Source organism: Vibrio sp. Y10_XG_PY6 (assembly GCF_024181795.1).
GTDB lineage: Bacteria > Pseudomonadota > Gammaproteobacteria > Enterobacterales > Vibrionaceae > Vibrio > Vibrio diabolicus.
The window spans coordinates 443251-464527 of the sequence record NZ_JAMZAQ010000001.1; the positions used below are offsets into that span (position 1 = coordinate 443251).

A 21277-nucleotide genomic window follows, 5' to 3' on the forward strand; every position below is an offset into this window, starting at 1 on the left:
CCAGCTCTAACTATATTCCCTGAATACTTAGCTGAATTTACTTTTCAGCATTAAAAACAGAAAGTAAGTACTGCCTAAAATAGCGACCAATGTGCCAGCTGCGACCTGACTTGGATAAATAGCGATTTGTCCCAGCCAATCTGCCCACAACATTAGGGTTGCACCAATTAAGGCTCCGACACTTAGTTGCTCTTTCACTTTTCTTGCTCCTAACATCATCGCCATATGGGGAGCGACCAAGCCAACAAAAGATATCGGACCAACTGTAGCGGTAGAAAAGGCGCATAATAAAGCAACGATGGTGAGCATTAGCGTATTGGCTACGGTGGGGTTAAGTCCTCGTGCATTTGAGAATTGTCGTCCGATGGAAATTAATGTTAGCCAGCGAGAAATCGCGAATACAGCGGTAAGCAGAACTATTATGGCCAAACATAGCATCAGTGCGGTGTCGGCTGTGACTCGATAAATTGAACCAGTTAGCCACAATAAAATTTTGTAACTGTCACCAGAACCTTGAGCTAGCGAAAATTGAACGAGGGCTTCTAATAGTGCCGTTAGTGCGATGCCGGACAACACGAAGTTAGATGGATTAAAATGGCTTCGTTTACCGATAATCAGCAATAACATCAAGACGGACATACTTCCGAAAAAAGCGATGCCCCAGTTGAATGCGGAGAGAAGTGACCCAGCGATGACTCCGGTCGTAATAATGGCAAACGTGGCTCCGGAAGACACACCGAGAATATCTGGGCTGGCCAGAGGGTTGTAAACAATGCGTTGCAAAATGATTCCGGCAACGGATAGAGCAATACCGACAGAAAGTGCGGTTAACATTCGCGGCCAGCGCAATTGCCATTGGAACTCACCTGGCACAGACCATTGAATTCCGTTTATACCATGGGTAACGAATGAGTAAGCTAGAATCCCAACCAAACTGAATAGCGCAATGCTGCATACCACGCGTTTAGAAAGCGCCGTTTTTCCTTGGCTCATTGAAAGGTTAAGTTGATCGGTTGCCGTCAGCTTTTTACGAGTAAACCAAATTAAAGCGGGAGCGCCAATAGCTGCAGCCGCTACGCCGCTAGGAATGGTTTCCTCTAACCATAAGCTTAGCGAGATAGCGGCAGAGTCTGTGATGATTAATAGCATTGCGCCCAAAAGCATGCTGCTGATCAATTCGTCGCGCGGTGTTCTTGCCCCCATCGCTCTGGCGATATTGGGGGTCAGTAATCCGATGAAGCTGATAATGCCAACTGCGGTGATTGAGGCAGATACCAGCCAAATACCCATCACCATTAACGTACCAAAAGCAGGTAATACTGCTAACCCACGCGCTGCTGCGCCTTCTTGCCCTAGTTTCATTAGAGTCAGAATGCGTGGTGCGACGATCAAAATGACGATTGCAATAGCAGCGCGTGGCAGCAACCATTCAAACCAATCCCAGCTGTATTGTGAGAGGTCGCCTGCTCCCCACATAAAAATATTTTGCGCAAACTGAGCATTTAAAATAATGATGGCTGTGGCGATAGAACCGAGCAGGATATTAATCACCATCCCCGAAACGACCAGCGGCAAACCTGTCATATTACGCACACCAGCAATTGATACGATCAGGCCAAACGCCACTAAAGCCCCCGCCATTGCGGCTAATGCAGAGTAATCGGCTACCCAATCGACGAACCAAATGTTTACCACGACTAATGCAAGCCAAGCACCAGAAGAGGTGCCAAGAGTTAACGGCGAGGTGAGGTTATTCTGCGTTAATTGCTGCATTAAGCTGCCGGTGAGACCAAGCATGGCACCAACAAGCAGGGTCATACTTAACCTAGGAAGCTGAGCTTGCGTAAAAAATACGTCACGAAATTCGCTCGCTACCTCTGGTTTTGTTAATAATTGCCATTGTTCGAAGAGTGATAAATTAGTGTCAATTTGTAGACTAAAGACGCTAAGTAACGTAATCAGCGCCAGATAACCAATATAATGTTTCGTTCTCATTGCTTTGGTGCCAACTCTATTAGACTGTCGGTAATCGCTTCAGCGGTGTATTGCAAAGACATAGCACCGCCATACGCCCACACTGCTCTGACTGAATTTACCCGCTGCTTCTTTACAAACGGCATCGCTTGCCAAAGTGGCGAATCTTTCAGTTTGCGTTCTTCTGGGAAAGGTTGTACGTAGAGAACGTAGCTGTTTTGAAGGTTTTGAAGTCGATTAATCCGATCTTGCTTTACGCCCCACGCGCGTGGAGCCTCTTTAATTGGAGCGTGTAATCCCAGCTTTCTGGCCACGTAGTCTGTGGTGGAATTTTCGGTTGCAAGAAACACCGTATTCGGCGTTGAAAAACGCATCACCAGAACACTGAGTGGCTCAGAGTAATAGTGGCGAATTCGCTGGCGCATCTGCGCAAATGAAGCATCTAATTCTGCCAGTTTCTGTTCAGCAAGTGCCTCTTTATTGAATAGCTTGCCGAGCGTACGAAAGTGACGAATAGCAGTCTCGGCCGCAGCCTCATTTTCAGAAAAATTAGGTAAATATATAACCGGAGCAATTTGTTTGAGTAACGGAATCAAGTCTTGCTGTGGAGACGCAGCAAGGATGACATCTGGCTTCAAGCTGGCGATTTTTTCTAAGTTGGGCTCTGCTCGGGTTCCAATATCTTCAATTGACTCTGGTGCAGTTGGATTGACGACCCATTGGCGGTAGCCTGGTAAATTTGGGGCTGCGATTGGTTCTACGTTTAGCGCCAAAACTTGTTCTAAGATGTCCCAGTTTAAGGCAACAACGCGTTGTGGCGCTTGCTCAAAACTATGCTCACCATATTCATCGGTAACGGTGATGACTGCATTTGCATTAGTCATAAAAAATGCCAACAGAAAAGCAGATTGTGTAACCACAGTAAGTAAACGAGCTATTATGCGCATACAACAGCCACCTTTTGGCTCGCCAATGTGTTGGCTGGAGTTGGATGATCAATGAGCTTAATCGGTGACTCATACAACTCAGAAAGGCGCTCCTCATCTAGCAACATGTCGGCGTTGCCTTCGAACGCAATTTGACCTTTCTTGAGCGCAACAATGTGGGTTGCATAGCGCAGTGCTAAGTTCAAATCGTGCAGGATCACGATAATGCCTACGTTCTCGGTTCTATTTAGCTCTGCAAGTAGCGCCATCAGTTGAAATTGATGGTGAACATCGAGCGCGGAGGTCGGTTCATCTAGGATCAAAATTGGTGATTGTTGAGCCAACAGCATAGACACCCAAGCGCGTTGGCGCTCGCCGCCCGATAAGTCATCCGCCAAAGCTTGAGCAAAAGGTGTAACTCCTGTTCGTTCCATAGCCTGCGTGATGATCTGTTTGTCTTCAGGTTTCCAACGACCAAGTGCGCCACGCCACGGAAAGCGGCCCAAGCGCACTAGCTCTTCTACCGTTAAACCAGCCGAGGAGGGCAGCTTTTGTGGCAAATAGGCGATCTGCTTTGCCAGCTCTTTGGTTTTGAGTGACGAAAGGGAAGTGTCGTTTAGTGTTACCGTGCCTTTATCTGGTGACATTTGACCAGAAAGCAAGTTCACCAGTGTCGATTTGCCTGAACCGTTATGGCCCAAAACGACAGTTAGTTCATTCGTTGGGATGTTAAGTTGGTCGATGCCGAGGATCTGACGTCCACCTCGAACGATCTCAATATTAGACAGTTGAAACATGGATGACTCTTAGGAGAAAACTCCCCTCAAGAGAGGGGAGTAGAAAGTTCAATTACCAGCGGTAGTTTGCGTTTAGCATGACAGAGCGAGACTGGCCGTAGTAACACCAGTAATCGCAACCTGAAACAAACTCTTTATCCAGAATGTTGTTCACGTTTAGCTGTGCTTGCCACTGTGAAGTGATGTCGTAAGTGACTGACGCATCCCAAAGAGTGACTGAAGGAACAGTTAGGTTCGAGCTCTTAGGGTTATCTTTTGACTCACCTACGTAGCGCACACCAGTACCGATATTGAGGCCTGGAATCAGGCTGTAGGCGCTGTAGTCTACCCATGCTGAAGCTTGGTGTTCAGGAATAAGTGCGGCTTGTTTTTTACCTTGGCCAAAGCTCTCATCTGTTTTCGCTTTAGTGTATGTGTAGCTTGCCATTAGTTTTAGATCGTCGGTTAGCTGCGCCGTGCTTTCAAGCTCAATACCTTGAGATGTCACTTCACCTGTTTGTGTCGCAATCCATGTTGATGGGTTAGTGACCAACGCGTTCTTTTGTGTGATGTCGAACCATGCAAGGTTGATAAAGCCATCCATAAAGCTTGGCTCATACTTCACACCCACTTCTACTTGCTCGCCTTCCAGCGGTTTGTAAAGTTCATTGGTTGCCGCATCAATAGTGCTGATCACTTCAAACGACTGAGAGTAGTTTGCGTAAGGTGACAGGCCATTGTTTGCAAGGTACATCACACCCGCACTTAGAGAGAGCTGACCATCATCACGAGATTCGTTTTGATCAACGCCTGCGCCTTTGCCAGAGTTTTCTGTTTTCACCCAGTCGTAACGAGCACCGATGTTACCAATCCACTGTTCATGCAGTTTCAATTGGTATTGTGAATAGAGACTTGCTTGAGATTTCTCAATCTCACGTTTCACGTTGTTGGCAGGATCAAGCGGGGTGAAGTTGCCGTAAACTGGGTTCCACGGATTGATGGTGCCAAATGCGTAGTTGTCTTGCTCGTCGCCATCGGTTTTGTGGAATTGCAGATCCATACCGATAAGCACTGTGTGCTCTGCGTTGTCTGTCATCCAGTTGCCGACAGCATTGTTATCGAACGTGATGCTCTGGTTTTTTCCGTCACGGAATACGATGCCTTGCGTTAACTCTTCTTTCGCTGGATCGTTGTTTGAGAACGCGTAAGAGCTGCGCAAGTACAACTCATTGGAGCCGTAGTTGAGGTTTTGCGAGAATGACCACGTGTCATTGATGTCGTGCTCTAGTAAGTAACCTAGAGAAAACTGCGTGCGTTCGTATTTATCGTAGTTTAGCTGACCAAGGTTAGTCGAAGGATCGATTTTGCCAAAGTTAGAACCAATCAGAGTACCTGCTGCCGGGAAGAATGGGTTAGTTGGTACACCGTCATCATGAAGGTAAGTAGCCAAAACGGTCAGCATTGTACGGTCAGAAATGTCGAACTCGACACTTGGCGCTAGGTAGAAACGCTCGTTATTTGTGCCGTCCAGTTCACCGTCTTGGCTTGTCATCAAGCCAACCAAACGATAGCGCACGGTGCCTGCGTCGTTTGCTTCGTCAGCAATGTCAAAACCTACGGATTGGTGTTGGTTGTTGCCAACTTCGACTTTTACTTCGCCTTGAGGCGTAAACGTTGGTTTTTTCTGCACCGCATTCACGATACCGCCTGGTGCCGATTCACCAAACAGAATAGCTGATGGGCCTTTAACGATTTCTACACTTTCTAGGCCGTAAGGTTCGACTAACCATGTGTAGTAACCATCGCGGAATAGGCGGTTGCCGTTTAGGTAAGTCGCTGCATCAAATCCACGAACTTTGAACCAATCAGTGTCGTTGTCTGCGCCATAAGGTTGAGCGGTTACACCAGACGTGTAGCGTAATGCTTCGTCCAATTTTTGCGGTGCACGAACACGAAGTTCATCTTCAGAAATGATAGATACGCTGCGCGGCGTTTCTGCCGCAGGGGTTTCTACTTTAAGTGCTTGTGCGGTGACCGTAATGGTCTCCATTGCAATAATGTCATCTTGTACAACGTCTTCTTGAGCTTGTGCTGTGAATGCAACCACTGCTGCTGTTGGTGCCAAAGCACAGACCAATGCGTTACGGATCGCGATGGTCAGTAAGTTATTCTTTGTCATAAATATATTCCCGACAATTATGATTAACGCTAAGCTTAATTGTAATTATTATCATTTGAACTTTTGTTTCGGTATTTTACTGACTTTTGTATCAAAAGATAGTAAAACGTTCGCAAATTCATTCGCGGTACTTAAAGTCGTTGTTATGTTCAATTGGTTTGAAAAACTGACCCAACCCTTTCCCCAGATGGAAACCGAAAAGCCACCGAAGACACTTTTTGGCTTCTGTCGCTTTTACACTCGTGGCTTTGAAGCCCCTTTACTTGTCATGGCTGTGTTCAGTGCGCTTATTGCCATTACTGAGGTGACGCTGTTGCGTTATATGGGTGAGCTCGTCGATATTCTCTCTAATCAGGATCGCGCAACATTCTGGCAAGATCAGGGTGATCGCATGCTAATGATGCTGTTCTTAGTGGCGGTTGTGATGCCAGTTCTCGGTTTTGTCCACTCAATGGTGATGCACCAAACGTTATTGGGTAACTACCCGATGTCTATCCGTTGGTTGATTCACCGTTACTTGCTAAAACAAGCGGTTGGATTTTTCCAACGTGACTTTGCAGGCCGAGTTGCGACCAAAGTGATGCAAAGTGCGTTAGCGGTACGAGAAACGGTCATGAAGTTGGTGGATGTACTGGTTTATATCAGCGTTTATTTTCTTTCGATGCTTTGGATGATGGGCGAGGCCGATGGTTTGCTGATGTTGCCTATTGTGATTTGGATAGGAATGTACGCGGTTATCCAGTTCTACTTTATCCCTAAAATGAAACAAGTAGCGACAGATCAAGCGGACGCTCGCTCGGTCATGACCGGGCGCATTGTCGATTCTTACACCAACATTTCTACCGTAAAACTATTCGCTCATTCACAGCGAGAGTTGGAATACGCAGAAAGCAGCATGAAGCAATTTTTGGTGACGGTTTACCGCCAAATGCGCATGGTGACTTGTTTGCTGTTTAGTGTTGATGCCATCAACTATTTACTGCTGATGTCTATTAGTGCCATTTCGGTTTATCTATGGCTAGATCACGCTGTAACAATTGGTGCTATTGCGATTGCCATTAGTATTGCGTTGCGCGTACAAGGAATGTCGAAGTGGATCATGTGGGAAGTTAGCGCATTGTTTGAAAACATCGGTACGGTAGTGGACGGTATTAATACGATTTCAAACGATGTTGAAGTGAAAGACGTACCAAATGCTAAGCCTTTGCAAATCTCTCAAGGTGAGATCTGCTTTGATCACGTAGGTTTTAACTACAGTGATGAGAAGGCAGTATTTGAGAACTTGAATCTGACTATCAAACCGGGCGAAAAAGTCGGCATTGTCGGTCGCTCTGGGGCAGGTAAATCCACGTTGGTCAACTTGTTGCTGCGCTTTTACGACGTAAATAGCGGTAAGATTTGTATTGATGGACAGGACATTTCGCAAGTCGAACAAGAGTCGCTTCGCCAACACATCGGTATGATCACGCAAGACACCTCTTTGCTGCATCGTTCAATTAAAGAGAACATTCTTTACGGTGATCCAGATGCTTCAATGGATGCCGTTATCGCAGCTGCTGAGAAAGCACATGCCCATGATTTCATTCAATCTCTACGAGACGAGCAAGGTAACGTTGGCTATGACGTTGAAGTGGGTGAACGCGGTGTGAAGCTGTCTGGTGGTCAGCGTCAACGTGTGGCGATTGCTCGCGTGCTGCTGAAAAACGCGCCAATTTTGATCATGGATGAAGCAACGTCTGCACTTGATTCAGAAGTAGAATCGGCAATTCAAGAAAACCTTGAAGTTCTGATGGAAGGAAAAACTGTGATTGCGATTGCTCACCGTTTATCAACGATTGCCGCGATGGATCGTTTGATTGTAATGGATGACGGCAAAATCATTGAGCAAGGCTCGCACCACGAACTGCTGCAACTGGGTGGCGTTTACGCTCAGTTGTGGAAGCATCAAACTGGCGGCTTTTTGTCTGAGCAAGGTGATGCTCAACGGCAAGTCATCTAATATGGCGCTACACGAAAGGGGAGCAAATGCTCCTCTTTTTTGTGTCTGCCGTTTATACCGAGTGAGTAGGCGTAAATGGGCAACGTTAACTTGTGATTATTCATTGAGTTAGGCCAACTTAATGATGATTATGTTTATAACTCACTGTCGTTATTGAATTTTTTACGCTTTTTTTACGCGAACTCCGAATGGGCTTTTGCTAAAGTTTTCTACATCGAATTTTGGTTGATGTACTTTATGTTTGCTCATTGGCGAGATAACACATTTCTCTTTTCTGCCATCGTGATTGTTGGCGCGGTTGTGGCCTCATGGCTGTTAGACCAACTGTTTGGCTCTACGGCTGCCGTCCTGCTGATTTTGCAGTTAGCAGTCGTGGTGGTGGCGTTTCAATGCAACTCGCGATTCGCTTATGCGGCGGCGGTGATCGAAGCGTTGAGCTTCAACTTCTTTTTCACGACGCCTCGTTACTCTTTGCAGATGCTTCGTCCGGAAGACATTTTTAATCTAGTCGTGTTTATGGTGGTGGCATTTATCACCAGCACTTTTGCAGATCTTTATCGTCGCCAGCAGGGCGAGTTAAAACAAACCAAGCTGCAAAACAGCATCCTGCTATCGGTGTCCCATGACCTACGCACGCCGCTGGCAACCATTATTGGAACATTGACCACACTCAACGAGTACATGCCCAAGCTCAATGACTTAGAGCGTAAAGAATTGCTCGACAGTGCGACTTCAGAAAGCCACCGCTTGCATCAATATATCGAGAACCTCTTACAGGCGACTAAGCTCCAGCACGGTACATTAAAAATTACCAAAAAAGACGAGTCGATTGCAGATATTGTTCGGGATGCGGTTTCTCGTTTGCCGAATTACACCGAGAAAGTGTCCATGAATATGGATGATGCCGTTGGTTATTTATCAGTAAGTCGTTCGCTCATCGAACAAGCGTTTTTTAATGTGTTGGATAATGCCATGCGATTTTCACCAGAGAATGAACCTGTTGAGGTTTCTCTTTCTAAGCAGGGTTCGTCGTGCGTGATTGATGTTCGGGACATGGGGATTGGCATCAAAGCTGAAGATGCGGAAAAAATATTCAGCCTTTTCTATTCCGGCGCGAACAACAAATCGGCCGATTCAGGCACCGGAATGGGACTCGCGGTTGCCAAAGGCATCATCACCGCACACCAAGGAGAGATTCAATCTATGCCAGTATCAGAAGGGACGCTGATCCGCATTCGACTTCCACTCAATCAAGGAGCAGAACAGGCGTGAGTTGCAAAGTTTTAGTCGTGGACGATGAGCCTCGCATTCATACCTTTATTCGTATTTCGCTGTCTGCTGAAGGGTTTGATTACATTGGCGCGAGTACCATTGCAGAAGCCAAAGCGTGTTTCGAAGCGCATTCGCCGCATGTCATTCTGCTTGATTTAGGCTTGCCCGACGGCGATGGGACGGAGTTTCTCACTACACTTCGTCAGACGTATAAAACGCCAGTGCTAGTGCTGACAGCTCGCGATCAAGAAGAGGAAAAAATCCGCCTTTTAGAAGCGGGCGCGAATGATTACTTGAGCAAGCCTTTTGGCGTAAAAGAGCTCATCGCGCGCATCAAAGTGCTGGTTCGAGATTTGGTGGATGAGCAATCCGTCGCTGATGAGCTGGTGGCTGGCCGAGTCAAAATCATCAAAAGCACCCACCAATTTTGGTTGGATCAGAGGGAAATTCCACTCACCAAGAAAGAATTTTCTTTCATTGAACAGTTGATTCTCAAGCCGGGAAAACTCATTGAGCAAACTCATTTGCTAGCGGTGATTTGGGGGAAAAGTCATGTCGAAGATACTCATTACTTACGCGTGTTAGTGAGTCAACTACGCAAAAAACTGAACGATAGTGCTGACGAACAGCGGCTATTAAAAACCGAGCCGGGGCTGGGTTACCGTTTAGTGCTTGAGACGTCCAAGCACCACTAAATTCCAAATTTAATCAACGTTAATGCCAAGGTTTAGTGCTGGTTATCAGCACTCGAACAGGATTCGTGTTGCCTATTTTCCGCGACGGAAAATCAGTCTAGCCCTTAACGCATTAGCATTTTCTATACATAAAACACAGTTAGGTATTGATATGGCTCACTTTACAGTAATTGGTTTAGGGCGATTTGGCGTTGCCGCCAGCTTAGAACTTATTCATCTAGGACACACCGTAACGGGGGTGGATAGCGACCCGAAAATCGTCGAGAAATACGTCGAAGAGTTAACGCAAGCGGTCATATGTGACGCGACAGACGAAGGTGCACTCAGAGAATTAGCGCTAGCGAACAGTGATGTGGTGTTGGTGGCGATTGGCGAAGACATGCAAGCCAGTTTGTTGTGTACTCTGGCGCTGAAAAATCTGGGTGTGAAATCCATTTGGGTCAAAGCGAGCACCAAAGCGCACCACACCATCGTGTCTAAGCTTGGTGTACAACGCATTATTCATCCGGAAGAGGAGATGGGCGTAAGAGTCGCGCAGGCACTCAACTATCCGATGGTGAACAACTATTTGGAAATGGGGCATGGCTTGTATGTGGTGGAAATCCACGTTAAATCCAATCTGCACGATACGCCGCTTTCTAAGTTGATCAGCCGAGGCAGTTACAACATTCAGCCTATCTTGGTGAAGCGCGAAGAAGCCGTCTACACCAATATCAATGATGAGTTTGTGCTTAATGAGTTCGACACGCTGTTGCTTTGTGGTAGTCGCGCTGAGCTGAAATACGTCGCTCCAAGGTTGGTGTAACATGGTTTTGTGGCATCCCTCTATTATCCCAATCGAGCGAAAACCTAAAGCGGGTAAAAAATTGTTGGGCGCACCGCCATTGATACTTAGCCTCAGTTTTGCGTGCTTGATCATGCTCGGCACAGTTTTACTCAAACTGCCGATTGCCACCACAGAGCCCATCACTTGGATTCAAAGCCTGTTTACTGCGACATCGGCCATTACGGTGACGGGATTAGTTGTGGTAGACACGGGCACGGCGTTTACGCCTTTTGGGCAAGTGGTTATTGCTTTCCTGATTCAATGTGGTGGCCTAGGTTTAATGACGTTTGCCATCGTGACTTTGCTGGCTCTGGGCGGAAAAATAGGCTTTTTGGAGCGAGCCGTCGCGAGAGAGGCGTTCAACCAAACTGACTCGTCGACACTCATTGCCACCGCTAAATCTGTATTGATGTTCGCTCTGCTCGTTGAACTTATTGGTTTTACTATTTTGAGCGTTTATTGGAGTGAAGAGCTGGGCTGGAAAACCAGTTTGTTCCATGGTTTCTTCTACACCATCAGTGCGTTTAACAATGCAGGTTTTGCGTTGAGTGCCGATAGCTTAATGCCTTACGTGGACGACCCGGTCGTTAACTTCACCATTACCAGTTTGTTCATTATTGGTGGTTTAGGCTTCTCGGTTTGGATTGACTTAAAACGCAATCGCCGTTGGCACCGACTTACCGTTTACAGTCGAATGATGATCTTAGGCACGGTGATCATTAACGTGGTGGCACTTATCGCCATTTACCTGATTGAATATGATAACCCCAACACGCTTGCTCCTTTGAGCGAAGCAGGGAAATGGTGGGCATCGTGGTTTCAAGCGGTGACGCCAAGAACGGCGGGGTTCAATACTTTAGCTATCGATCAGTTGGAAGATGCCACAACGGCGATCATTCTAGTGTTGATGTTTATTGGCGGTGGATCATTGAGCACGGCAAGTGGCATTAAAGTTGTGACATTTATGGTGTTAGTCTTGGCAACTTACAGCTATTTGCGTCGCGATGAAGCAACCTATGCGTTTCAACGCGAGATTCCCAAAGAGACCATCAGAAAGGCATTGGCGCTGACTCTGATCTCGGTGGGTGTGACTTGGTTTGCCATATTCACGCTGTTACTGACAGAGAAAGCGTCTATGTTAGACATTATGTTCGAAGCGGTCTCGGCACTGGGTACGGTTGGTTTGTCGCGAGGCTTAACGGGCAGTTTGTCCGAACCGGGTGAGTTAGTGATCATCTTCATGATGTTTATGGGACGATTAGGGCCTCTTACTTTAGCGTACTTCTTAGCCAGCCCAAGAAAGAAAAAAGCGCGTTACGCGAGCACTAAACTGGCAATAGGGTAAATGGGCTAACTCGGAGAAAATGACCAAAAGGCTAGGCATAAGAGGAGTAACTGCTCCTCTTTTTTGTGCTCTTTGTAGCCACGAAACTGTATACGGTTGCCTCTCTCACAACAATTTATGATTCATCTCTATTTTTTATCATTTATAAATTGTCGTTTTTGAGGTGTTGTCCAGAATGGCATTATCCACGTGCAACATAAGATTGCCGGGAATAAAAATAATTACAATACTGCCTTACTGGAAGATACATGAAAATCAAACCCCTCCCACCTTTAAATAGCCTCGTTGCGTTTGAAGCGTCGGCGCGGCACTTGAGTTTTACGTTAGCCGCTGACGAGCTAAACGTGACCCAAGGTGCTATCAGTCGCCAAATTAGACAATTAGAAGAATACTTAGGCAAGGCTATGTTCACGAGAGCCAATCGAAGCATTAACTTAACGCCTACAGGTCTTCAATATTATCAAGCCGTCAGCCAATCTTTGCTCGATATTGCTCAAATCACGGGTGAAGTGAAGAAGTGGCAGGGCGAACAAAAGATCACGGTTGCGACGACAAACGCAATGGCCGCTTTGTGGTTGTTGCCTAAGGTCGCTCAATTTCAAAATGAACATGATGACATCGATATAAGGATATTGGCCTCAGATAATGTGTTGGACTTACGCCGATTAGATTGCGATATCGCCTTGTTTTATTGTCGCACTCCACCTGCGGAAATGGATGTGACAACGCTATTTTCAGAAGAAGTATTCCCTGTGTGTAGCCCGCTTTATTTAGAGAAAATAGGCCAGCCTAGTGAGCCAGAAGAAATCTTCAATAAAACGTTACTCTATCTGGAAGAGTCTCAAAGAGATTGGGTGAATTGGGAGCAGTGGTTTGCGAGTGTTGGATTGCCAAATATTTCGCCTCGTAATCGCATGAACATCAACAACTATCCAATGCTGTTACAAGCGGCAATTAATGGTCAGGGCATCGCGTTAGCTTGGGGCTCATTAGTGGACGACTATTTACAAAGCGGCGCTTTGGTTAGGCCAGTCGAACACGTGCTTTCAACACCTTCCAATTTTTCTATGCTTGAACCTAAAAATAGAGGTTTAATCCCAGCCAGCGTCAAACGTTTTAGAGAATGGCTTTTGCATCAGTTGCCAGATGAGGTGGGTGATCGAGGCTTAGCCTAAATCAATAAGCAGAGAAAAGAACAGAGTTTGGTAATGTTAAAAAAGCGGGAATATCAGTTCCCGCTTTTTTAATTGATTGATGAAACGACGCACTAACTTAGTACTGGTCCCTGATTAAGTGTGGAATCATCTTTTAGTGAGGATGTTGAAGCGATAGGCTCGGAAACCACTGTTTTGCTTTCAACAAGCGGTTCAACAGGACCATCAAGTTTCTCTTGCTCTGGGTGAACATGCTCAGGCAGCATTGCCCATGGCTTAGGTTCGCGTCGAATACTATGGAACAGCGTTAAGCTCATCACCGCGATAAAAATGGCGATAGGGAAACCGGCAATAATGGAGGCCGTTTGCATTGCTTTTAAGCCTCCTGCGTATAGAAGCACTCCCGCAATGGCGGCGATCATGATCCCCCACAATACGCGTATAGACGTAGGAGGCTCACTGTGTCCAGCGGCATCGAGGGTACATAGAACCAAGGTACCCGAGTCTGCGGAGGTAATGAAATAAGTACCGAGTAATAAACACGCAAGCACGCTAAGGAGTTTACCAAACATACCTGTATCTAGGTTGTCGAATAGCGTAAACAAAGCGCGTGTCGTATCGGCTTTAGTCGCTTCAAGAATCGGGCCGCCAGAAAAATCTGCAGGTGGTGTTTGTTTTGCTTCTTGTGCCGCAGTGACTTGCTCTTGATGAGCAACACGAGCGTCTTGCTCTACCTTCAACGCTGCGCCACCAAATACTGAAATCCATAAAAAAGTGATTAGCGTAGGTACAATTAATGCACCACCGATAAGTTCACGTATTGTGCGCCCTTTAGAGATACGAGCTACAAACATGCCAACGAAAGGTGCCCAAGTCATCCACCAAGGCCAGTAATAAGCCGTCCACCAGTTTTGCCAGCCAGAGTCATTCTGTGCATCGCTCCATAAGCTCATACCGACAATGTTTTGTGCATAAAGCCCCGTGCTTTCAAGTAGCGTATTTAAGATATAGCGAGTTGGGCCAATATAAAGTACGACCAGCACGAGTGCGAGTGAAAGCAGCATGTTCCATTCTGATAAACGGCGAATACCTTTCCCTACACCAGATAGCACCGACGCAACCGCACAAGTACAAAGGGAAACGATAATAAAGAGTTGAATCCCCAAACTAATGTCTAGACCAAAGGCTTGATTCAAACCAGAGTTTATTTGGATAACTCCCATCCCCAAGGTTTGAGAGATACCGAAAGCAGTCACCGCGACTGTTAGGATATCAACCGTGTGCCCGATAGGCCCATAAATACGATCGCCAATCAAAGGGTACAAGATAGAGCGTAGGGTAAAAGGCAGATCTTTACGGTAGGAAAAGTAGGCTAATGCGAGTGCAACAATGATAAAGACAGACCAAGGATGTAGACCCCAGTGAAAGAATGTCAGTTTCATTGATGTTGTTGCGGCTTCATTGGTCAGGCCTTGAGTAAATGGGTTGTCAGCGTAATGCCACATCGGTTCGGCGACCGACCAGAAAATTAAGCCTATCCCCATGCCTCCGGAAAAAAGCATGGATACCCAAGACAAATAACTAAACTCTGGTTTTTCGTCATCTTTACTCAAACGAATATGTCCATATCGACTAACCATAAGATAAAGAAGAAAACCGACAACGAGTGAAACAAGTCCGATGTAAAACCACTTCATATTCTGCAGCAAAATGCCGGAAATCGTTTCGAAGTATTGGCCCGCTTGGTTGGCGAGAATGGCGCAGAAAAGTACAAAACCGATAACGACGATCTTTGATGCGATAGTCACAGTCGGATTGAGTCCTTTCAATATCCCAGATGTTGCTCTCATAGGCATCCCTCACAGTGCTTTTGTTTTAGCGTTATTGTTTGTTGCGTTATTGTTAATTTTTGAAAGAGAGTAGAGAGAGGGCTTTTGTGTTTCAACTGATTAATACTCATCGGTTAATGAGTATTAATCATGACAAGAAGAACCTTGTTAATTAAAAGGTTATTTTGTTGTTCGAGATCAATGCATGAATGACAAAAACTCATCCAAACCCGGCGAAAAAGTCGTTTGTTTGTTGCTGGGTTGTTAATCAAAATCATCTCCACTAACACAACACGATGTTGTACGCACTGGATGCAACTCGACTCTCGGAGATAAGAATATGAGCAATGTCAACCAAACCATTATTCCTGTTGAACTTGTTGATAATGTACTGAACCCAATCAGTGAAGCAACAGGAATGCCGAATCAGGCCTACACCAGCGAAGAGTATTTTACTTTTGAGCGTGATCAGGTGTTTGGTAACACTTGGGTATGCATTGGTTTTGCATCAGACCTGCTTAAAAATGGCTATGTGATGCCACTTGATTTCATGAATCTTCCACTACTCATGATGAGAAATCGTCAAGGTGAAGTCCAAGTCTTCCACAACGTATGTAGTCATCGTGGTATGAAGCTGGTGCATGAGGCAGGCGAAGTTCAAGGCATGATTCGCTGTCCTTACCATTCATGGACGTACGATCTTGACGGCAATCTAAAAGGCACACCACACATCGGTGGTATCGCAAAACACAAAGATGATCGATTTAAGTGTGAAAAACACGGCCTTAAGCCACTTCGTTCAGCCGTTTGGATGGACATGGTATTCGTTAACTTATCGGGCAATGCAGAAAGCTTTGAAGATCATATCGCGCCACTAGAGCAACGTTGGCAGCAATTCTTAGGTGAAGATGGGTTAGGGCTTCTTCGCCGCGTGAACATGGGTGGCAACTTAGAGATCGAAGTGAAAAGTAACTGGAAGCTTGCCGTAGAAAACTACTGCGAGGCTTACCACTTACCTTGGGTGCATCCGAGTTTGAACAGTTATTCTCGCCTAGAGGATCACTACAACATCATGTTTGCAGAGCGCTTTGCTGGTCAAGGCAGTCTCGCGTACAACCTTTCTGATACAGCAGGAACACACTTACCTAAATTTCCAAGCTGGCCAGAAGATAAACTGCGTCATGCAGAATACGTTGCACTCTTTCCAAACGTGTTGCTTGGTATTCAAGCCGATCATGCCTTTGCAATGATGATTGAACCAATCACTGCGAATAAGAGTGTTGAGCACCTACGTGTTTTCTATGTGGGTGATGAAGCAACGAAAGATGAGTTTGCTGCGTGTCGTACTGCTACCGTTGAGTCGTGGCGAGTCGTGTTCGGCGAAGATATTGGAGCGGTCGAAGGTATGCAGGAAGGTCGTTACTCACCTGGCTTTAGTGGTGGCGTGTTCTCACCAGAAATGGATGTTCCGACGCATTTCTTCCAAACCTGGTTGGCAAAGCAAGTGAAAGCGGCACAGGAGCAGTAAGATGATGCATTACCTTAATTATATTGATGGTGAGTGGTGCGATTCAGAGCAAGCGCTGACCGTCATGAATCCTGGCACAGCCGAAGCGTATGCGACGATTGCAGAAGCCACTATCACCGATGCCGATCGCGCAATGGCAGCGGCACGCCGAGTGGTCAATCAAGGCCTTCTTTCGGACGTTCGTCCCGCCGTCAGAACCGAGTGGATGTTAAAAGCCGCCGCAGCTATTCGTGAAATGGTTGATGAAGGTGGGTTAGTTGCCTGTCGTGAAAATGGGAAATCTTTGCAAGATGCCAAAGATGAGTTTTTAGAGTCGGCACGTTACTTTGAATACTACGCAGGCATGGCCGACAAGCTGGAAGGCACGTCAATTCCGTTGGGTAAAGACTATGTCGACTTCACTCAATATGTGCCGTTTGGCGTGTCGGTGCAGATTGTGCCGTGGAATTTCCCTGTCTCTATTTGTGCACGCTCATTGGCACCTGCATTAGCCGCAGGTAACGCAGTAGTGATCAAATCGCCAGAGATTTCCCCACTTGCCATGACGCTGTTGATTCAAGCGATTGAAAAAGCGGGCTTCCCGAAAGGTACGATTAACCTTCTATGCGGTAAAGGCTCAGTCGTTGGCAGTCATTTGGTGCAGCACCAAGAGGTCGATCAAATTGTCTTTACGGGTTCCGTTCCAACCGGCCAAAGCATCCTGCAAGATTCAGCGCAACGCGCTACTCCATCGGTGATGGAGCTGGGTGGTAAATCGGCTGCTATCGCGCTGAAAGATGCGAACCTCGAAACACTTTTGAAAAGCGTTCAGGTCGGTATTTTCTTTAACGCTGGTCAAGTGTGTTCGGCAATGTCTCGTTTGCTGATTCAAAAAGAGCGTTATGAAGAAGTAAAAGCGGTGGTAGTGGAAATGGCAAAAAGCCTAACTATTGGTCAAGGCGAAAGCCAGCCGGACATCACACCGTTGGTATCGGCTGATCAACAAGCACGCGTGCTTAAAATGATAGAGCAAGCAAAAGCCGACGGCGCGAATATCCTAACCGGTGGCTACGCACCTGATTTATCGGGCTATTTTGTCGCTCCAACAGTGATTGAAGCCACGCCAGATATGCGCATTGCACAAGAAGAAGTGTTTGGTCCTGTGTTGGTGATTACACCGTTTGAAACTGAGCAAGAAGCAATCGAAATCGCGAATGGCACCGATTTTGGCCTGGTCGCTGGTGTCTTTGGTGAAAGCCTAAACCAAACATTGCGTGTGGCGCAGCAACTGCGTGGTGGGCAAGTGTTCATCAATGAATGGTTTGCTGGTGGTATCGAAACACCATTTGGTGGCGTGGGCTTGTCCGGTTTTGGGCGAGAAAAAGGACAAGAAGCGATTTATAGCTATGTCCAGACACGCAATATTGCCATTCGTTTGCAGCAAGACAGCAACGTATAGCTACCGTGTAACTTGATTTTCATCACCTCGCACCGGCTTGGATTTCAGACCACAAGCTAGGGCGAGGTTGATGGAATCGCTACAAATCTGACAGTGGTTTGTAAACACGGAAATTCTGAACAAGGTAGTTGGAGTAAAAGTGATGAGAAAGTGGCTCTGTATTATTTGCGGCTTAATCTATGATGAAGCACAAGGTTGGCCATCCGATGGCATTGCACCAGGAACAGCATGGGAAGATGTGCCGGATGATTGGTTATGCCCCGACTGTTTAGTGGGTAAGGCCGATTTTGAAATGATCGAAATCACCGACGATGAGCCAGTAGAAGAGGTCGCGGCAGTGTCTTCGGTATCGGTAGGATCGTCTGTTCAGCCAAATTCGGCTCAGCCACTTCCATCTGAAGTCACTCAACCTATATTTTCAGCTGACCCTATCGTTATCATCGGTAGTGGCCACAGTGGTTACCAGTTGGCAGCGGCACTTAGAGCGCAATCTGAAACGGTTCCGATCACTGTCTTTACCGCTGATGATGGCGCACTGTACAGCAAGCCTGCCTTGTCTAATGCACTGGCCATGAAGAAAGATGGCGACGCGCTACAAAGTGAGAGCGCGTTGGAGTGGGAAAGCCGTCTCAATGTCCGCGTTTACCCGCATACCCGCGTTGAAAAGATCGAGCGTGCCAATTCAACGCTACACACCTCTATCGGTAAATACGCCTACAGCCGTTTGGTACTGGCAACAGGTGCATCACCGATTGAAATCCCAATTGAGGGCGATCGCTCTTGTGTTATGAGTGTGAACGACTTAGTTGATTACCGCCGTTTCAGAACCCAGCTACAGAACAAAAAGCGCATCGCAATCCTCGGCGATGGCTTAATTGGCTGTGAGTTCGCGAATGACCTGATCGAAGGCGGCTATGAAGTGACAGTTATCGGGTTAGGTCAATGGCCAATGGAGCGTTTGATCCCGCAACAGTTGGGTGAATCATTACAAAGCGCACTTGCAGATCGAGGCGTGCAATGGGCTCTACAAGACAGTATCGCCAGAATCGAGCCAAGGTCCGAATCCAGTGCGGTTTTACATCTGAACAGTGGCAAGCAGATTGAAGCAGACCTAGTGCTAAGCGCGGTTGGACTCAAGCCAAATGTATCGCTGGCTGAGCAAGCAGGGCTAGAAGTAGGCCGCGGCATTAAAGTAAATCAATTTGGCCAGACGAGTGATGAGAATATTTACTCGCTAGGCGACTGTGTTGAAACGGAGCAAGGTTGGCAGCCGTATATTGCGCCGATTAATCAAATGATTCCTTCCGTAGCGAAAAGCTTGCTAGGCGATGTCGCGTCAATCTCGTTAACGCCAACTCCTGTGATTGTGAAAACGCCGATTCTTCCACTCACTATTTTCCCGGTAGCCGCTGAAGAGCAGGGACAATGGTACATCGAGAACCAAGCAAATGAATTGACCGCTGCGTTTTATTCTCCTGAGGGAACGATGCTTGGCTTTGCGTTGCTAGGAAGAAAAGTACAGTCATTACGTAGTCCTTGGCTAGATCAATTGTCATTGAAACTTTCAGCAGCGTAACGGAGAAAGAAGATGATTCATTTACCCAATGATGATGCAACATGTGGTTGGTACCATGCGTTGCCAAGTATTCCAGAAAAACCAGCGTTAAAAGGTAAACAAACTGCTGACTATGCCGTGCTAGGTGCCGGTTTCGCTGGACTAGCTATGGCAAGACGTTTAGCTGAGCTTCAGCCTAACGCACGAATTATACTGATTGATGCGCAACGTATCGGCCAAGGGGCGTCAGGGAGAAATTCGGGCTTTGTGATCGATTTGCCTCATAAGTTTTCACTTGAGCATCCCGATCCTGAGCACAAACAAAAGTTATTATCGCTCAACCGTTCTGCGATTGCTCAGCTAGACACTTTAGTGTCGAAGCACAGTATTTCTTGTCAGTGGTCAGCAAAGGGCAAATATCAAGGAGCCGTAGGGGCGCGCGGTGAAGCGTATCTCGATCACTTTGAGCACCTAATGAAAGACCTTGGCGAACCATACTTCCATGTTAATGGCAGTGAGCTGGCGAAAGTCTTAGGGACAAATTACTACAGCCGCGCAATTTACACGCCAGGTGGTTATTTAATGCAACCTGCTGCTCTGGTGCGTGGGCTAGGGGAAAGCCTTCCAGAGAACGTCGAGGTATTAGAAAACTCGCCAATCCGCAAACTCAGTAAAGAAAACGGTTACTGGGTATTACATGGAGATAGCGGTTCTGTTGAAACCACTGAACTGTTACTTGGCACCAGCATTTTTACTCGTGAGTTTGGTTACCTTAAAAACAGATTACTGCCAGTGATGACGTTTGCAAGCTGGACGCGTCCATTGACTGACGCAGAAATGCAGCGATACGGAGGAGAGCTGAATTGGGGCCTAACCCCAGCTGATCATGCGGGAACGACGTTACGTATGACCGCCGATCGACGTATTTTGATCCGCAATACTTACAAACACGTGCCGAAGTATGGCTCAAGCATGAACGATAAAGTCAGAGAGCAAATCCGAGACGATCATCGTCAAGTCTTTTTGGCGCGTTACCCCGAGCTGGCCGACGTACCATTTACTCACACATGGGGTGGGGTATATGCCATCTCTCGTAACTTTACTAACTTTTTTGGTCAATTAGATGAAGGTGTTTATGCCAGCGCTTGTGACAATGGTGTTGGTGCTGCGTGGGGAACCATTTCTGGAACGCTGTTAGCTGACTATGTCGTAGGTGCGACATCTAAATCATTGGATGACATACAGCAAGTGACAGGAATGCCTTGTTTGAATCCGCCAGAGCCTTTTTTAGGCATGGGAGTAAAAACGCGTATCCAATTAGCAAAATGGCAAAGCCGGAGTGAATTATGAAGCAAGTCAAACTCGTTGATAGTAAAAACCTAGATTTTAATGTTCGTGGTGATACGCCGGGAATGGCGTACGTAGCCCGAGCGTTAAGCCCAGAAATCTCACCAAACATTGGCGTAGGCTTTGCTAAATGGGAAGGCGCTCAAGTGGCTTGGACGGTGCTTTATGATGAGGTTATTTTTGTGATTGAAGGCTGTTTCGAGTTGACCGCAAACGGTGAAACACATCTTGTTCACCCAGGTCAAATGCTGTGGATCCCGGAAGGAACCGAGCTAGTTTATGGTGGGCATGCTCTATTCGGCTACGTGGTTCATCCAGGAAACTGGAAAGAGCTACACGGGATTGAATGATTTGTTTTACAGACGAGACAACGACTTGAAGTTCTACTAGTGCTAAATCAAAAATCGTTCACAGTGTATGTGAGCCAAATCAAC

16 protein-coding genes and 1 pseudogene are annotated in these 21277 nt (G+C 46.6%); 12 read left to right on the top strand and 5 right to left on the bottom strand.

The window, feature by feature from the left end; genetic code table 11:
* Window positions 1-27 precede the first annotated feature (27 nt).
* From fhuB to NL644_RS01990, 4 genes are read right to left on the bottom strand one after another with little or no spacing between them, the layout of a single operon-like run.
* Entirely contained in the window at window positions 28-1995 is a 1968-nt protein-coding gene (gene fhuB, locus NL644_RS01975) for a Fe(3+)-hydroxamate ABC transporter permease FhuB (protein ID WP_253657913.1), read from the bottom strand.
* A complete protein-coding gene (locus NL644_RS01980) occupies window positions 1992-2921 on the bottom strand; it encodes an iron-siderophore ABC transporter substrate-binding protein (protein WP_203343508.1) in 930 nt (309 codons plus the stop codon). The genes fhuB and NL644_RS01980 overlap by 4 nt, the downstream gene beginning before the upstream one ends.
* Complete coding sequence (locus NL644_RS01985) at window positions 2912-3697, bottom strand: ABC transporter ATP-binding protein (RefSeq protein ID WP_048625354.1); 786 nt, start codon at window positions 3695-3697, stop codon at window positions 2912-2914. Before NL644_RS01985 ends, NL644_RS01980 begins: the two co-directional genes overlap by 10 nt.
* A gap of 52 nt (window positions 3698-3749) precedes the next feature.
* The gene (locus NL644_RS01990; RefSeq protein WP_114322810.1) at window positions 3750-5855 is read right to left on the bottom strand and encodes a TonB-dependent siderophore receptor; all 2106 of its coding nucleotides are present in this window, start codon (window positions 5853-5855) and stop codon (window positions 3750-3752) included.
* Between the two features lie 145 nt (window positions 5856-6000).
* On the opposite strand from NL644_RS01990, the gene NL644_RS01995 reads away from it, so the two are divergent.
* The 6 genes from NL644_RS01995 to NL644_RS02020 all read left to right on the top strand — a co-directional run bounded on the left by NL644_RS01995 (window position 6001) and on the right by NL644_RS02020 (window position 13167).
* Complete coding sequence (locus NL644_RS01995) at window positions 6001-7854, top strand: ABC transporter ATP-binding protein (RefSeq protein WP_253657914.1); 1854 nt, start codon at window positions 6001-6003, stop codon at window positions 7852-7854.
* Between the two features lie 237 nt (window positions 7855-8091).
* Window positions 8092-9126, top strand: coding sequence for an ATP-binding protein (locus NL644_RS02000; RefSeq protein ID WP_253658295.1), 1035 nt, complete (start codon window positions 8092-8094; stop codon window positions 9124-9126).
* Entirely contained in the window at window positions 9123-9821 is a 699-nt protein-coding gene (locus tag NL644_RS02005; RefSeq protein WP_062906723.1) for a response regulator transcription factor, read from the top strand. The genes NL644_RS02000 and NL644_RS02005 overlap by 4 nt, the downstream gene beginning before the upstream one ends.
* Window positions 9822-9972: 151 nt before the next feature.
* Window positions 9973-10626, top strand: coding sequence for a TrkA family potassium uptake protein (locus NL644_RS02010; protein WP_005375180.1), 654 nt, complete (start codon window positions 9973-9975; stop codon window positions 10624-10626).
* A 1-nt stretch (window position 10627) separates the two neighbouring features.
* Entirely contained in the window at window positions 10628-11992 is a 1365-nt protein-coding gene (locus NL644_RS02015) for a TrkH family potassium uptake protein (RefSeq protein WP_253657915.1), read from the top strand.
* Between the two features lie 248 nt (window positions 11993-12240).
* Window positions 12241-13167, top strand: coding sequence for a LysR substrate-binding domain-containing protein (locus NL644_RS02020; protein WP_005392445.1), 927 nt, complete (start codon window positions 12241-12243; stop codon window positions 13165-13167).
* A 92-nt stretch (window positions 13168-13259) separates the two neighbouring features.
* Here the strand turns inward: NL644_RS02020 and NL644_RS02025 are convergent, their stop codons facing one another.
* Window positions 13260-14996 carry a BCCT family transporter gene (locus NL644_RS02025; protein WP_044129598.1) on the bottom strand — a complete coding sequence of 579 codons (1737 nt, stop codon included), beginning with the start codon at window positions 14994-14996 and terminating at the stop codon, window positions 13260-13262.
* Between the two features lie 319 nt (window positions 14997-15315).
* Between NL644_RS02025 and NL644_RS02030 the strand changes: the two genes are divergently transcribed.
* The 6 genes and pseudogenes from NL644_RS02030 to NL644_RS02055 all read left to right on the top strand — a co-directional run bounded on the left by NL644_RS02030 (window position 15316) and on the right by NL644_RS02055 (window position 21193).
* Complete coding sequence (locus tag NL644_RS02030; RefSeq protein WP_167427702.1) at window positions 15316-16503, top strand: aromatic ring-hydroxylating dioxygenase subunit alpha; 1188 nt, start codon at window positions 15316-15318, stop codon at window positions 16501-16503.
* A 1-nt stretch (window position 16504) separates the two neighbouring features.
* Window positions 16505-17941, top strand: coding sequence for an aldehyde dehydrogenase family protein (locus NL644_RS02035; RefSeq protein WP_253657916.1), 1437 nt, complete (start codon window positions 16505-16507; stop codon window positions 17939-17941).
* A 142-nt stretch (window positions 17942-18083) separates the two neighbouring features.
* Window positions 18084-18245, top strand: a pseudogene (locus tag NL644_RS02040) (rubredoxin); the annotation flags it as partial.
* Window positions 18234-19517 carry an NAD(P)/FAD-dependent oxidoreductase gene (locus NL644_RS02045; RefSeq protein WP_253658296.1) on the top strand — a complete coding sequence of 428 codons (1284 nt, stop codon included), beginning with the start codon at window positions 18234-18236 and terminating at the stop codon, window positions 19515-19517. The pseudogene NL644_RS02040 and the gene NL644_RS02045, both read left to right, overlap by 12 nt.
* Before the next feature lie 12 nt (window positions 19518-19529).
* Window positions 19530-20846: an FAD-binding oxidoreductase gene (locus tag NL644_RS02050; RefSeq protein WP_005392452.1), complete on the top strand. Its 1317-nt coding sequence runs from the start codon at window positions 19530-19532 to the stop codon at window positions 20844-20846.
* On the top strand, window positions 20843-21193 hold the full coding sequence (locus tag NL644_RS02055) for an ethanolamine utilization protein (RefSeq protein ID WP_005392453.1): 351 nt from the start codon (window positions 20843-20845) through the stop codon (window positions 21191-21193). The genes NL644_RS02050 and NL644_RS02055 overlap by 4 nt, the downstream gene beginning before the upstream one ends.
* The last annotated feature ends 84 nt before the right edge of the window (window positions 21194-21277 follow it).

What these genes read in the sequence shown, in the direction of transcription:
- fhuB (WP_253657913.1), bottom strand. Translation starts at nt 1,995, where the DNA reads ATGAGAACGAAACATTATATTGGTTATCTGGCGCTGATTACGTTACTT.
- NL644_RS01980 (WP_203343508.1), bottom strand. Translation starts at nt 2,921, where the DNA reads ATGCGCATAATAGCTCGTTTACTTACTGTGGTTACACAATCTGCTTTT.
- NL644_RS01985 (WP_048625354.1), bottom strand. Translation starts at nt 3,697, where the DNA reads ATGTTTCAACTGTCTAATATTGAGATCGTTCGAGGTGGACGTCAGATC.
- NL644_RS01990 (WP_114322810.1), bottom strand. Translation starts at nt 5,855, where the DNA reads ATGACAAAGAATAACTTACTGACCATCGCGATCCGTAACGCATTGGTC.
- NL644_RS01995 (WP_253657914.1), top strand. Translation starts at nt 6,001, where the DNA reads ATGTTCAATTGGTTTGAAAAACTGACCCAACCCTTTCCCCAGATGGAA.
- NL644_RS02000 (WP_253658295.1), top strand. Translation starts at nt 8,092, where the DNA reads ATGTTTGCTCATTGGCGAGATAACACATTTCTCTTTTCTGCCATCGTG.
- NL644_RS02010 (WP_005375180.1), top strand. Translation starts at nt 9,973, where the DNA reads ATGGCTCACTTTACAGTAATTGGTTTAGGGCGATTTGGCGTTGCCGCC.
- NL644_RS02015 (WP_253657915.1), top strand. Translation starts at nt 10,628, where the DNA reads ATGGTTTTGTGGCATCCCTCTATTATCCCAATCGAGCGAAAACCTAAA.
- NL644_RS02020 (WP_005392445.1), top strand. Translation starts at nt 12,241, where the DNA reads ATGAAAATCAAACCCCTCCCACCTTTAAATAGCCTCGTTGCGTTTGAA.
- NL644_RS02025 (WP_044129598.1), bottom strand. Translation starts at nt 14,996, where the DNA reads ATGAGAGCAACATCTGGGATATTGAAAGGACTCAATCCGACTGTGACT.
- NL644_RS02030 (WP_167427702.1), top strand. Translation starts at nt 15,316, where the DNA reads ATGAGCAATGTCAACCAAACCATTATTCCTGTTGAACTTGTTGATAAT.
- NL644_RS02035 (WP_253657916.1), top strand. Translation starts at nt 16,505, where the DNA reads ATGATGCATTACCTTAATTATATTGATGGTGAGTGGTGCGATTCAGAG.
- NL644_RS02045 (WP_253658296.1), top strand. Translation starts at nt 18,234, where the DNA reads ATGATCGAAATCACCGACGATGAGCCAGTAGAAGAGGTCGCGGCAGTG.
- NL644_RS02050 (WP_005392452.1), top strand. Translation starts at nt 19,530, where the DNA reads ATGATTCATTTACCCAATGATGATGCAACATGTGGTTGGTACCATGCG.
- NL644_RS02055 (WP_005392453.1), top strand. Translation starts at nt 20,843, where the DNA reads ATGAAGCAAGTCAAACTCGTTGATAGTAAAAACCTAGATTTTAATGTT.